Raw genomic sequence first — 13,446 nt, 5'->3', positions numbered from 1 at the left:
GGGCTGTGTAAAGCTTTCAGCGGCGGAGGTAAATCTGGTCGAAAATGATGTAATCAAGCTTGTCAGGTAACCGAGTCACAACGCGCTCAGGTTGCGACACAACAAACACTAAAATAGAAGCATTGCTGCACCTTTTTTGCTCGCCCGTTGTGCGTCGTTGGTGCAGGTTTTTTAATCTTTAGCCATAAGTTTCAATTATAACTTATTGGAATCAGTCAATTAAAAATTGGCACGCCAGTTGCTCTGGTGAATCCCATCTTGTGTACTAGATGGAATTCAGCCAATGACCCAGTCTGTTAACCTGCGCGGTTTCACCCTTACTGAATGGCAGCATCATTATCACACCCACTCGGCTGGCGAGCGGATGGCTTGCGTGCGAGCCACGTTGGCCGCATTGGTTGCGGGCCTGCCGAAAGAGGATAACGCCTGGCTGTATCTTGCCGATGCGGCACAACGCGAGGCGCAATGCCAACGATTGGCGCAGCAGCTTGAAGCCGTTGTCGGCGATATCAGCCGCCTGCCGCTGTTTGGTGTGCCGTTTGCTGTCAAAGACAATATCGACGTTGGCGGCTGGCCGACGACCGCAGCCTGCCCGGAGTTCGCTTATCAGGCGGCAGCTGACGCTACCGTCGTCGCCAATCTGTGCGCAGCGGGTGCCATTGTTATCGGCAAAACCAATCTTGATCAGTTTGCTACAGGCCTGGTAGGCACCCGCTCACCGCATGGCGCGGTGGTTAACAGTTTCGATAGCCGCTATGTCAGCGGTGGCTCCAGTTCCGGGTCGGCCTCGGTGGTGGCTCGCGGTTTGCTGCCGTTCTCACTGGGTACCGACACGGCGGGTTCCGGGCGTGTGCCGGCAGGGTTCAACAATATTGTTGGCCTAAAACCCACCAAGGGATGGTTGTCGAACCGTGGCGTCGTCCCCGCGTGTCGGTTGAATGACACCGTCTCGGTATTTGCCCTGACAGTGGCGGACGCCGCGCTGGTGGCTGAACTGGCGGGGGGTTATGACCCTGCCGATGCTTACTCTCGCACTCATCCCCAGACCGCCCCGGCGGATCTTCCCGCTGCCCCCCGTTTTGCGGTGCCTGCCCAGCTTGAGTTTTTCGGCGATGTACAAGCCGAGCAGGCATTTCAACGGGCGTTGGTGCAGTTGCAACGCTGCGGTGTAACGCTGGAAAGGCTCGATTTTACGCCGTTTCGTGTCCTGGCAGAGCAGCTGTATTACGGCCCCTGGGTGGCGGAACGTACCGTCGCGGTCGAAGCCATGCTGAGCGCTAACCCGCAGGCCATCAATCCGGTGGTTCGCGGTATCGTCAATAACGGCCTGAAGTACAGCGCCTGTGATGCTTACAAAGCGGAGTATCTCCGTGCTGAATTGGCACGGCAGATCGGGCAACGGCTTGCCGCCTTCGACGCGCTAGTGGTGCCGACTTCACCGACCATCCGCACCTTAGCGGAAATGGAACAAGAACCGGTATTGTTCAATTCGCAATTCGGGACCTACACCAATTTCACCAACCTGGCCGATCTGAGCGCACTGGCACTGCCAGCACCGATGCGTGATGACGGTTTGCCTGCGGGAATCACACTGGTCGCGCCTGCCTGGCACGACCGGGCGCTGGCAGCGTTCGGCCTGCGCTGGCAGCAGGCACAGGATCTGCCGCTTGGTGCGACAGATCGCTTGTTGCCTCCTTCTCAACCTTTGGCGTCATCGAGCCAGCATGTGCGTGTGGCGGTGGTCGGTGCGCACCTTAGCGATATGCCCCTGAATTTCCAGCTCACGCAGCGATCGGCGACCTTCGTAGAGCACACCACCACCGCACCTTGCTACCGCCTCTACGCGCTGGCCAATACTCAGCCGCCCAAACCGGGGTTGGTTAAGGCTGAGCAGGGGGCGGCCATCCGCGTCGAGCTGTGGGATATCCCGTTGGCACGCTTTGGCGAGTTCGTGGCGGAGATCCCCGCACCGCTGGGCATTGGCACGCTACTGCTGGCGGACGGACGTCGGGTGAAAGGCTTTATCTGCGAACCCTGGGCGCTGCAGGGCGCCATGGACATCACTGAATTCGGCGGTTGGCGCAACTATACCCTTCATCTTTCAAACCGTGGCGTTGTTGGCTGCGCAGACACACCCCAGTCACTTCCCTGAGTGAGCGTCTGGGGATGTCCCTGTTTGCGTCTGGCCACAGCCTGAAAGCTATTGGGTATCGCTCTTTGGTCCTATGAGGAATACATCATGTTTACTACCGTATTAATCGCCAACCGCGGTGAAATTGCCTGCCGCGCGATCCGCACCCTGAAGCGTTTGGGGGTCATCAGCGTAGCGGTATACTCCGACGCCGATCGCAATGCGCCGCACGTAACAGAAGCCGATCTGGCGGTGCCACTCGGCGGCGAAAAGGCGAGTGACAGTTACCTGTGCATCGACAAGATCCTGACGGCGGCGAGAGAAACTGGCGCGCAGGCGATCTACCCCGGCTACGGCTTTCTGTCTGAAAGCGCGGAGTTTGCCGAGGCTTGCGAAGCGGCGGGCATCGCGTTCATTGGCCCAACTGCGGCGCAAATTCGCGAGTTTGGCTTGAAACACCGGGCGCGTGAATTGGCGGCGGTGGCACAGGTGCCGATGACGCCAGGTACCGGTTTGTTGGGCAGTATTGAAGAGGCGATTAACGCCGCCAGAGATATTGGCTATCCGGTGATGCTGAAAAGCACCGCGGGAGGGGGCGGTATCGGTTTGACGCGCTGCGATGATGAAACTGCGTTGCGTGAAGCCTACGACAGTGTGAAGCGGCTGGGCGAGCAATTCTTCCGTGACTCTGGGGCGTTTATCGAACGCTTTGTCGATCAGGCACGCCATGTCGAAGTACAGATCTTTGGCGACGGCCAGGGCTGGGTGGTGGCACTCGGCGAGCGCGACTGTTCTTTGCAGCGACGCAACCAGAAGGTGGTGGAGGAAACCCCCGCACCGAACCTGCCGGCGGCGACCCGTCAGGCGTTACATCAGGCGGCGGTGGCACTGGGGGCCTCGGTCAATTACCGCAGCGCAGGCACCGTAGAGTTTATCTACGACGGTGCGCGCGACGAGTTTTATTTCCTTGAGGTGAACACCCGTTTGCAGGTGGAGCATCCCGTCACCGAGATGGTGACCGGGCTGGATCTGATTGAGTGCATGTTGCAGGTGGCAGCGGGTGACGCGCTGGATTGGGCGGCGCTGCAACGACCACCGCAGGGCGCGTCTATTGAGGTCCGTATTTATGCGGAAGATCCGCTGAAGAACTTCCAGCCTAGCCCAGGGGTTTTGACCGATGTGTATTTCCCGGCGTCTGTGCGGGTTGACGGCTGGGTGGCTACCGGCAGTGAGGTGTCAGCCTTTTACGATCCGATGATCGCCAAGTTGATTGTTCATGGGGACGATCGCCAACAGGCGCTGGAGAAAATGCGGGTAGCGCTGGATGCCACTCGGTTGCACGGCATTGCCACCAATTTGGATTACCTGCGGCAGGTGATCGCGACGGCCGAATTCCAAACCGGCAGCGTGTGGACCCGAATGCTGGACAGCTTCCGCTTCCAGCCCAGCAGTATTGAAGTGTTGCAACCGGGCACCTACAGCAGCGTGCAGGATTACCCAGGACGCCTCGGTTATTGGGATATCGGCGTACCGCCATCGGGGCCGATGGACGATTTTGCCTTCCGGTTGGCGAACCGCATCGTTGGCAACCACCCCAGTGCTGCCGGGTTGGAGTTTACCCTGCAGGGCCCAACCCTACGCTTCCATTGTGACGCCACCATTGCCTTGACCGGTGCCGACTGCCCAGCAGATTTGGACGGTGAAGCCTTGCCCTATTGGCAGCCGATAACTGTTAGGGCGGGGCAAGTGTTACGGCTTGGTCGTGCTCAGCACGGATGCCGCAGTTATCTGGCGGTGCGCAACGGCTTTGACGTGCCGGTGTATTTAGGGAGCCGTTCGACATTCGCACTGGGGCAGTTTGGTGGGCACGCCGGGCGCACCTTGCGTGTGGCAGACATGCTGACGGTATCTCAGCCGGCGCTGGCGGCCTCTACCACTCCGGCACCGATCGCCGCACCGCAGGCAATGGATGACAGCCTGATCCCGCAGTACGGCAACGTGTGGAACATTGGCGTGCTGTATGGTCCTCACGGCGCACCGGACTTCTTTACCCCAGAATCTATCGACAACTTCTTTGCTGCCGAATGGCAGGTGCATTACAACTCCAACCGACTGGGCGTGCGCCTGTCCGGGCCGAAACCCGGCTGGGCACGACAAGACGGCGGCGAAGCCGGGTTACACCCGTCCAACGTACACGACTGCGAATACGCTATTGGCGCGATTAACTTCACCGGCGATTTTCCGGTGATCCTGACCCGTGACGGGCCCAGCCTCGGGGGATTTGTCTGTCCGGTAACTATTGCCAAGGCTGAGTTGTGGAAGGTCGGTCAGGTGAAGCCGGGCGACCGCATCCGTTTTCATCCGATCGGTTTCAAACAGGCGCAATCACTGGAGCAGGCACAGCTCGGCAGTATCGAAGCGTTGGCCGCAGTGAAGGCCATTACTCTGGCACCGCCGGATCTGACGCCGGGTATCACCGCGTCCGCCACGATTCTGGCGGCGTTACCGTCCACCGACAGCCGTCCCGCAGTGGTTTATCGTCAAGCCGGGGATGGCTACATTTTGCTGGAGTACGGTGACAACGTGCTCGATCTGGCACTGAGGCTGCGCATTCATCTGCTGATGCAGTCGCTTAAGCAGGACGCGATCCCCGGCGTCGAGGAACTGTCACCCGGCGTACGATCGCTGCAAATTCGTTACGACAGCCGCACCCTTGGCCAAGCCGATTTACTCCAGCGCTTGTTGGCGCGTGAAGAGACACTGGGTGATATCAGCCAGTTGAAGGTACCGACGCGCACGGTTTATCTGCCGATGGCGTTTGAAGATTCTGCCACGCTGGGGGCGGTGGAGCGCTATCAGCAGACGGTGCGTTCATCCGCGCCCTGGCTACCCAACAACGTCGATTTCATTCAGCGCATTAATGGGCTTGGCACCCGTGAACAGGTGCGCGACATCATTTTTGACGCCAGCTACCTGATCCTCGGGCTGGGTGACGTTTACCTCGGTGCGCCGTGCGCGGTCCCGATCGACCCGCGCCACCGCTTGCTCAGTTCCAAGTACAACCCCGCGCGTACCCATACCGCCGAGGGCACGGTCGGCATTGGCGGCATGTACATGTGCATCTATGGCATGGACTCACCGGGCGGCTATCAACTGGTTGGCCGCACGCTGCCGATCTGGAACAAATTCCTCAAAAACCCTCAGTTCAACCCTGGTGAACCCTGGCTGCTGCACTTCTTCGACCAGGTGCGCTTTTACCCGGTCAGCGAACAGCAACTGGATGAACAACGCGAGGCTTTCCGTGAAGGGCGCGCACAGATCCGCATCGAAGACAGCGTGTTTGATTTTGCCGAGTATCGCCGTTTCCTGGCGGATAACGCCGCGGATATCAGCGCCTTCCAACAGCGCCAGCAGCAGGCGTTTAACCACGAGGTGACGCGGTGGCAGGCTGAAGAAGGGGAAGCCGAGGCACAGCTGCTGCCGCCACAGGACGATGAAGAAGAGGTCGATGGGTATCTGGTAAGCGCCGATCTGAACGGCAACGTGTGGAAAATTCTGGTGGAGCCGGGCCAAACCGTGGAAGCCGGCCAGCCGCTGATTGTGGTTGAGGCAATGAAGATGGAGCTGGCGGTCACTGCGCCGCGTGCCGGCGTCATTAAGCGCATCAGTTGCCGGCAGGGACGGCCGGTGGGGCCGGGTGATGCACTGCTGTGGTTGGAGCATGCCAGCTAGCCATCTTTATTGATTGCGGGGCGTGGCACGCTGCGTCCGCAGAGAGGAATGCGATGCAAATCATTAATAGCCGCAGTAAGGCGCGACCAGAAGGGTTGGCGGAGCGCATCTATCTCCAGCTCAAGGACGATATTTTCGATTTCCACCTGCTGCCGGGGGACCGCTTTAGCGAAAACGAGGTTGCACAACGGATGGACGTCAGCCGTACGCCGGTGCGGCAGGCCCTGTTTTGGCTGGAGCGTGAGGGGTATGTCGAGGTGCATTTCCGCAGTGGTTGGCAGGTGCGGCCGTTCGATTTTGCTTACTTCGAAGAGCTGTATGACCTGCGCATTGTGCTGGAGTGTGAGGCGGTCAAACGCCTGTGCGCGAGACCTGCGGGGACAATGCCGCTGCAACTGGAGGGGCTCACCCGCTTCTGGATCGACGAGCCGCGGCTGGAAGACGGCAAGACGGTTTCGTTGCACGACGAGCAATTTCATATGGCGCTGGTGGACGCGGCGGGCAATGGCGAAATGGCGCGTATTCATCGCGACCTGACCGAGAAGATCCGCATTATCCGCCGGCTGGACTTCACCCAGACAAGCCGGGTTGAAGCGACCTACAACGAACATGCCGCCATTTTACGGGCGATCCTGCAACACCATACCGGGGAGGCGCAAATGCTGCTCACTGATCATATCGCCGTCAGCAAGGCTGAGGTACGAAAAATAACGCTGCACATGCTGCATCAGGCAAGGCTTCAGCAATAACCCCTCAGTCTTTCGTGCTGCGGCGGGTCATGCTGCAACTCGACATCAAGAGGGGCGTTTTTCTTAAAGAAGGTTGGTTTTCTAACATTCACCGGGAGTTTGAATATGAAACGTCGTCACTTTATAAAAGCGTTTGCGCTGTCTGCCACCATGGTCGGAATGGGAATGGCCTGGAGCGCACAAGCCGCCGACACCATTAAGGTCGGTATCCTCAGTTCGCTGTCCGGCACCATGGCCATTTCTGAAACGCCGCTCAAGGACGTGGCACTGATGACCATTGATGACATCAATGCCAAAGGCGGCGTTTTGGGTAAAAAACTGGAAGCGGTGGTGGTTGATCCGGCCTCCAATTGGCCGTTGTTTGCCGAAAAGGCACGTCAGTTGCTGAGCCAGGATAAGGTGGCGGCGGTGTTTGGTTGTTGGACCTCGGTGTCGCGCAAATCCGTTCTGCCGGTATTCGAAGAGCTCAATGGCCTGCTGTTCTACCCGGTGCAGTACGAAGGGGAAGAGATGTCGCCCAACGTGTTCTACACCGGTGCGGCGCCTAACCAGCAGGCGATTCCTGCGGTGGAATACCTGCTGAGCGAAGATGGCGGCTCAGCCAAACGCTTCTTCTTGTTGGGTACCGACTATGTGTATCCGCGTACCACCAATAAGATCCTGCGTGCCTTCCTGCATTCGAAAGGCATTCAAGATAAAGATATCGAAGAGGTTTATACGCCGTTCGGCTATAGCGACTACCAAACCATTGTCGCCAACATCAAGAAATTCTCTGCCGGTGGCAAAACGGCGGTGATCTCCACCATCAACGGGGACTCCAACGTCCCGTTCTACAAAGAATTGGCTAATCAGGGGATTAAGGCCACCGATGTGCCGGTGATTGCATTCTCGGTCGGGGAGGAAGAGCTGCGCGGTATCGACACCAAACCGCTGGTCGGCAACCTGGCAGCCTGGAACTACTTTGAATCAGTGGATAACCCGACCAACAAGCAATTCGTCAGCGAATGGCGTGCCTATGCCAAGGCACACAATCTGCCGAACTACGCGACCGCGGTGACCAACGATCCGATGGAAGCCACCTATGTCGGCATCCATATGTGGGCACAGGCGGTTGAGAAGGCCGGCACGACTGACGTTGACAAGGTGCGAGCCGCCATGGCCGGACAGACTTTTGCCGCGCCGTCGGGCTTTACCCTGACCATGGATGCCACCAACCACCATCTGCACAAGCCGGTGATGATCGGTGAGATCGAAGGCAACGGTCAGTTCAACGTGGTATGGCAGACCGATGCTCCGGTACGTGCCCAGCCGTGGAGCCCGTACATTCCCGGCAATGACAAAAAACCGGATTACCCCGTAAAAGGCGGTAAGTAATGCCTGGCCCCCCGTGATGGCGGGGGGCTGACTGAGCGATGCCCCATTGCGACGAGACATCTGATGAAACCTTTATCTTCAAACCCACTCAGGCATCTGTGGTTATTGCTGTGCTGCCTGCCCATGTTCGCGCAGGCGGGCCCAGCCGATGATTTTGTTGCGGCCAGCCGCACGCAGCAGGCCAAATTATTGCAGGCCTGGGCGATCGCGCCGGACGCTTCGCGCTTGCCGTTACTGCAGGCGCTGAAGCAGGAAAACGTGGTGGTCGACGAGGCTAAACATGCCTTTGCTCAGCAGGGCGATCGTTATCAGCCGTTGGACGGCTCCGCGGCCCCGACCGGTGTGCCAAAGAAAGTGTGGCTGAATAACCGCCTGCGCATTCTGATCGCCAACGCGCTGTCGGCCCACCGGTTGGTCAGTGAGGATCCTGCGCTGCGTTTGCAGGCGGCCCAGGCCTTGCAGCGTGAAGCGCAAAACGATCAGCTGCCGTTGCTGAGCCAGAGACTGGCACAGGAGAAAGACAGCCGGGTGCACGAGGCGTTAAGCATTGCGTTGGCTAATCTGCAACTTGCCGATAGCGATGCCGGGGTGCGCCTTAATGCGGTTCGGTTGCTCGGCAGTTCGGGCGATCCGGAAACCCAGACGCGGTTACAGGTAATGACTGACGCCACCCATGAGCCGGATGCCGCCGTGCGTGCCGAAGCGCTGAAAAGCCTGAGCAGCGTGAAACATCGGCTGATGTTAGGCGATCTGATCGGCCAGGCGTTTACCGGGCTGTCACTGGGGTCGATCCTGTTGCTGGCGGCGCTCGGATTGGCGATCACCTATGGCTTGCTGGGGGTGATCAACATGGCGCACGGAGAAATGCTGATGCTCGGCGCTTACTCGGCTTATCTGGTACAGGGGGCGTTTCAACAGTTCGCACCGCAGTGGCTGGCGCTGTATCCGCTGGTGGCCTTGCCGGTGGCGTTCGCTATCACCGCCGGCATAGGTATGGTGCTGGAACGCACGGTGATCCGCCATCTTTATGGTCGGCCGTTGGAAACCCTGCTGGCGACCTGGGGGATCAGTCTGGTGTTGATCCAAGGGGTGCGGGTGTTGTTTGGCGCACAGAACGTAGAGGTTGCCAACCCGGCCTGGCTGTCGGGGGGCATTCAGCTGTTGCCGAACCTGGTGCTGCCCTGGAATCGCATTGCCGTGATCCTGTTCGTGGTACTGGTGTTGGTACTCACCTGGCTATTACTGAATAAAACTCGCCTTGGCATGAACGTGCGCGCCGTGACGCAAAATCGCGCGATGGCGGCTTGCTGCGGCGTGCCCACCGGTCGTGTCGATATGCTGGCATTCGGTTTGGGTTCCGGTATCGCCGGGTTGGGGGGCGTCGCACTGTCGCAGCTGGGCAATGTCGGGCCCGAGCTGGGGCAGGGTTACATCATCGACTCGTTCCTGGTGGTGGTGCTCGGTGGCGTCGGCCAACTGGCGGGTACCGTGGTGGCGGCCTTTGGTCTCGGTATCGTCAACAAAATTCTTGAACCGGAGATTGGCGCTGTGCTGGGTAAGATCCTGATCCTGGTGCTGATTATTCTGTTTATTCAAAAACGTCCTCAAGGGCTATTCGCCTTCAAAGGCAGGGTGATCGACTGATGAGCCAACCATTGACTGTAACCGGCGTGCAAAAGGCACCCCGGCTGGCGCTGGGCATCGGCGGGCTGGTATTACTGGCGCTGTTAATCATGCCGTTTCTTGCGCTACTGCCGGCGGATAATCCGCTGGCAATGTCCACCTATACCCTGACCCTGGTGGGCAAAATTCTGTGCTATGCCGTGGTGGCCGTGGCGCTTGATCTGGTCTGGGGTTATGCCGGGCTACTGTCGCTAGGGCATGGGCTGTTTTTTGCCCTCGGCGGTTATGCCATGGGCATGTACCTGATGCGCCAGGCTGCGGGCGATGGCCTGCCGGGGTTTATGGCGTTCTTATCATGGAATGAGCTGCCGTGGTTTTGGAGCGGTACGCAGTATTTCGCCTGGGCATTGTGCCTGGTCGTGCTGGTGCCTGGAGTACTCGCCTTCGTTTTTGGTTACTTCGCTTTTCGTTCAAAAATCAAAGGGGTGTATTTCTCCATCATGACCCAGGCGTTGACCTACGCCGGTATGTTGCTGTTTTTCCGTAACGAAACCGGCTTTGGCGGCAACAACGGCTTTACCGGGTTTACTACGTTATTGGGCTTTCCGATCACGGCGACCGGCACGCGGGTGGCGCTGTTTCTGACGACGGTGGTGCTGCTGGTGGCCAGTCTGGCGATCGGCTTTGCCCTGGCGCGCAGTAAGTTTGGCCGGGTATTGACGGCGGTGCGCGATGCGGAAAACCGCCTGACGTTTTGTGGTTACGATCCAAAGGGCTTCAAGCTGTTTGTCTGGACGCTGTCGGCGGTGTTGTGCGGGTTGGCCGGGGCATTGTACGTACCGCAGGTGGGGATTATCAATCCGGGCGAAATGTCGCCGACCAACTCAATCGAAGCCGCCATCTGGGTGGCGCTCGGCGGGCGCGGTACCTTGGTGGGACCCTTGCTGGGGGCCGGTATTGTCAACGGCGCCAAGAGCTGGTTCACCATGGCGATTCCCGAGTATTGGCAGTTCTTCCTTGGCCTGATGTTTATCGTCGTCACATTGTTCCTGCCCAAAGGGGTTATCGGGTTACTGCGCAGAGGTAAGTCACAATGAATTCACTGCAAATGACTGACGAACTCTTTACCCAAGCGCTACCGGCAGATAAATACCGCCAGCAAACCGATCCGGTGCTGCTGCTCGACAAGATCAACGTCAGCTTTGATGGTTTTCGTGCGCTGAGCGACCTGTCGTTGCAGATTGGCGTGGGGGAATTGCGTTGCGTGATCGGGCCTAACGGTGCGGGGAAAACTACGCTGATGGACGTGATCACCGGCAAGACCCGCCCGGACAGCGGTAAGGTATTTTATGATCAAACCGTCGATCTGACCGCGCTGGATCCGATGCAGATCGCTCAGGCAGGCATCGGTCGCAAGTTCCAAAAACCCACGGTGTTTGAGGCGCTGACGGTGTTTGAAAATCTGGAAATTGCGCAGAAAACCCAAAAGTCGGTATGGGCCTGTCTGCGTGCCAGACTGAGCAGCGAACAGCGCGATCGTATCGACGACATGCTGAAAACCCTGCGGCTGGGCCACGAGCGGCACCGTCTCGCCGGGCTCTTGTCCCACGGGCAAAAGCAGTTTCTCGAGATCGGCATGTTGTTGGTACAGGAGCCGCATCTGCTGCTGCTCGACGAGCCGGCGGCGGGCATGACCGATGCGGAAACCGAGTATACCGCCGAACTGTTCCGCACGTTGGCGGGCAAGCATTCGCTGATGGTGGTGGAACACGACATGGGGTTTGTCGAAACCATTGCCGACCACGTGACGGTGTTGCATCAGGGCAGGGTCTTGGCGGAAGGTTCATTGGCGCAGGTACAGGCCGACGAGCAAGTGATCGACGTCTATTTGGGGCGCTAGGAGCAGCTATGTTGCAAGTAAACGAACTGAATCAATATTACGGCGGCAGCCACATTTTGCGTGGCCTGTCGTTTGACGCTCATGTCGGCGAAGTCACCTGCTTACTCGGGCGTAATGGCGTGGGTAAAACCACGCTGTTGAAGTGCCTGATGGGCTTGATCCCAGCCAAGAACGGCAGCATAAGCTGGCAGGGCGAGAACCTCAACGGCAAGAAGCCGCATCAACGGGTGCAGGCCGGCATCGCCTATGTCCCGCAAGGGCGGGAGATCTTTGGCCGTCTGACGGTGGAGGAAAATCTGTTGATGGGCTTAGCGCGTTTTTCTGGCGCTGAGGCGCGCAAGGTGCCGGATCACATCTATGAACTGTTTCCGGTGTTGTTGCAGATGAAAGATCGGCGCGGTGGCGATCTCTCTGGTGGGCAACAACAGCAGTTGGCGATTGGCCGCGCGTTGGCCTGTCGGCCACAGCTATTGATCCTCGATGAACCGACGGAGGGGATCCAGCCTTCGGTGATCAAAGAGATCGGCGCGGTGATAAAACAGTTGGCGGCGCGGGGCGATATGGCGATCCTGTTGGTAGAACAGTTTTATGATTTTGCCGCCGAGCTGGCGGACCGCTATTTGGTGATGTCACGCGGCAGCATCGTGCAACGTGGCGCAGGCAGCGCGATGGAACATGACGGCGTACGCGGGCTGGTGGCGATCTGAACGTCGGGGTTATTCGGGTTGGGTCACGGGAATGATGCAATACCCTGATAATCCTTACCGACTGAGCATTATCCCGGAAATAGATAACATGTTTTCCTGTCGGTAGAGCGCAGAGGTCACTCGCTATTGATTCTATGCGCCTGCCAATTTCAGGTTATCGAATACATCGTGAATATGACTTAGGTCGTCTTCGGCGGCGGCTAACCCGTACCGGGTCAAACCATACACATGAATATCTTCCATATCGGCCAATGCTTTTGGCCTGATCGTTATTTTTCTGCACATCCTTTTGCTTTGCCTCGTATTCTTTCCATGAACACATCAGGATCCCATTCCACTGCGTTCCCGCTGTTTTCACCTTCGGCGATTAAACGACGCAGCTCTTCCAGCGTTGAGGCGGCGGTACGCTCACGCAGGGTGCGTACCGATTCACGGATAACTTTGCTGGGGGTACGGTAGTCGCCGCTAGCGACCAGAGCTTCAACAAAATTACGCAGCTCTTCGCCCAGGTCCACTGTTAATGTTCTGCCCATGTTTTTCCCTCCGTTATTCTCTCAATCATTGCAAGATTAGTTCTTACAATATGCACGTTAAACCTGGAGAGCCTAAACTGCGGCAATACAAGGAACTCTTGGTTTTATAACCTCAGAAATTAAGGATAATGATGAACGAAATCACTGTGTCACGCCTGTCTTGCATCCTTCTGTCACTGTTCCCGGCTCTGTGGGGCATCTTCAGCCTGCTGAATAATACTGCGGGTTTCACCGATACGGCCCGCCATGCCGTGGGGCCGTTGCTTACCATGCAGGATACCTACCAGGTGCCCGGCCTGATGTGGCGTGCCGTCACTGCTCCCTGGGCCGGAATGCTCGGGTTGGTGTTTATCACGTTGCTCGAATCCCTGGCCGGGATAGCGGCAACCTTGGGCATTGTGTTGATGGTGAAACATCTGGGCCATTCTTATGCCGCTTTCGCCAAGGGTAAAGCCTGGGCGATGCTGGGCGCGTTGTGTGCCATTGCGGTGTGGGGGATCGGCTTTATGGTGGTCGCCGGCGACTGGTTTATGGCCTGGCAGGCTAAAGACAGCCCGCTGGCGGTGCAACTGGGTGCCTTGCTGTATATGGTGCCCAATACGTTGGCGTTGATGCTGCTGATGCTGCAACGTGATGCGCGTTAACCGGCGGGGGTGATTAAAACTGCGGCGAAATGCGCGAAAGTGTTGCCAAATGC

The 13,446-nt window shown here is 58.2% G+C and carries 10 protein-coding genes; 9 read left to right on the top strand and 1 reads right to left on the bottom strand.

The features are described from left to right. The first annotated feature begins 283 nt into the window (after nucleotides 1–283). From atzF to urtE, 8 genes are all read left to right on the top strand, one after another. On the top strand, nucleotides 284–2,152 hold the full coding sequence (atzF, locus tag AC2FC2_RS01955) for an allophanate hydrolase (RefSeq protein ID WP_490658626.1): 1,869 nt from the start codon (nucleotides 284–286) through the stop codon (nucleotides 2,150–2,152). A gap of 87 nt (nucleotides 2,153–2,239) precedes the next feature. After that, nucleotides 2,240–5,863, top strand: a complete 3,624-nt coding sequence (uca, locus tag AC2FC2_RS01950; protein ID WP_490658625.1) for an urea carboxylase — start codon at nucleotides 2,240–2,242, stop codon at nucleotides 5,861–5,863. A 53-nt stretch (nucleotides 5,864–5,916) separates the two neighbouring features. Beyond that, on the top strand, nucleotides 5,917–6,612 hold the full coding sequence (locus AC2FC2_RS01945) for a GntR family transcriptional regulator (RefSeq protein WP_490658624.1): 696 nt from the start codon (nucleotides 5,917–5,919) through the stop codon (nucleotides 6,610–6,612). 105 nt (nucleotides 6,613–6,717) lie between these two features. Continuing rightward, a complete protein-coding gene (gene urtA, locus AC2FC2_RS01940) occupies nucleotides 6,718–7,986 on the top strand; it encodes an urea ABC transporter substrate-binding protein (protein ID WP_209632293.1) in 1,269 nt (422 codons plus the stop codon). 63 nt (nucleotides 7,987–8,049) lie between these two features. Then, nucleotides 8,050–9,630: an urea ABC transporter permease subunit UrtB gene (gene urtB / locus AC2FC2_RS01935; protein ID WP_209632294.1), complete on the top strand. Its 1,581-nt coding sequence runs from the start codon at nucleotides 8,050–8,052 to the stop codon at nucleotides 9,628–9,630. Then, nucleotides 9,630–10,706, top strand: a complete 1,077-nt coding sequence (gene urtC, locus AC2FC2_RS01930) for an urea ABC transporter permease subunit UrtC (protein WP_209632295.1) — start codon at nucleotides 9,630–9,632, stop codon at nucleotides 10,704–10,706. The genes urtB and urtC overlap by 1 nt, the downstream gene beginning before the upstream one ends. Then, nucleotides 10,703–11,509, top strand: a complete 807-nt coding sequence (gene urtD / locus AC2FC2_RS01925; RefSeq protein WP_265556300.1) for an urea ABC transporter ATP-binding protein UrtD — start codon at nucleotides 10,703–10,705, stop codon at nucleotides 11,507–11,509. The genes urtC and urtD overlap by 4 nt, the downstream gene beginning before the upstream one ends. Before the next feature lie 8 nt (nucleotides 11,510–11,517). Next, the gene (urtE, locus tag AC2FC2_RS01920; protein ID WP_265556301.1) at nucleotides 11,518–12,216 is read left to right on the top strand and encodes an urea ABC transporter ATP-binding subunit UrtE; all 699 of its coding nucleotides are present in this window, start codon (nucleotides 11,518–11,520) and stop codon (nucleotides 12,214–12,216) included. 269 nt (nucleotides 12,217–12,485) lie between these two features. Here the strand turns inward: urtE and AC2FC2_RS01915 are convergent, their stop codons facing one another. Then, complete coding sequence (locus tag AC2FC2_RS01915) at nucleotides 12,486–12,749, bottom strand: type II toxin-antitoxin system ParD family antitoxin (RefSeq protein WP_490658623.1); 264 nt, start codon at nucleotides 12,747–12,749, stop codon at nucleotides 12,486–12,488. A gap of 131 nt (nucleotides 12,750–12,880) precedes the next feature. Here AC2FC2_RS01915 and AC2FC2_RS01910 point away from each other — a divergent pair, with 131 nt between their 5' ends. After that, complete coding sequence (locus AC2FC2_RS01910) at nucleotides 12,881–13,393, top strand: DUF2165 family protein (protein WP_490658622.1); 513 nt, start codon at nucleotides 12,881–12,883, stop codon at nucleotides 13,391–13,393. The last annotated feature ends 53 nt before the right edge of the window (nucleotides 13,394–13,446 follow it).

This window comes from Serratia sp. CoH_122_TC_1 (assembly GCF_058191755.1).
The sequence above is the reverse complement of the archived record's forward strand: the minus strand, read 5'-3'. Positions and strand labels throughout refer to the sequence as shown.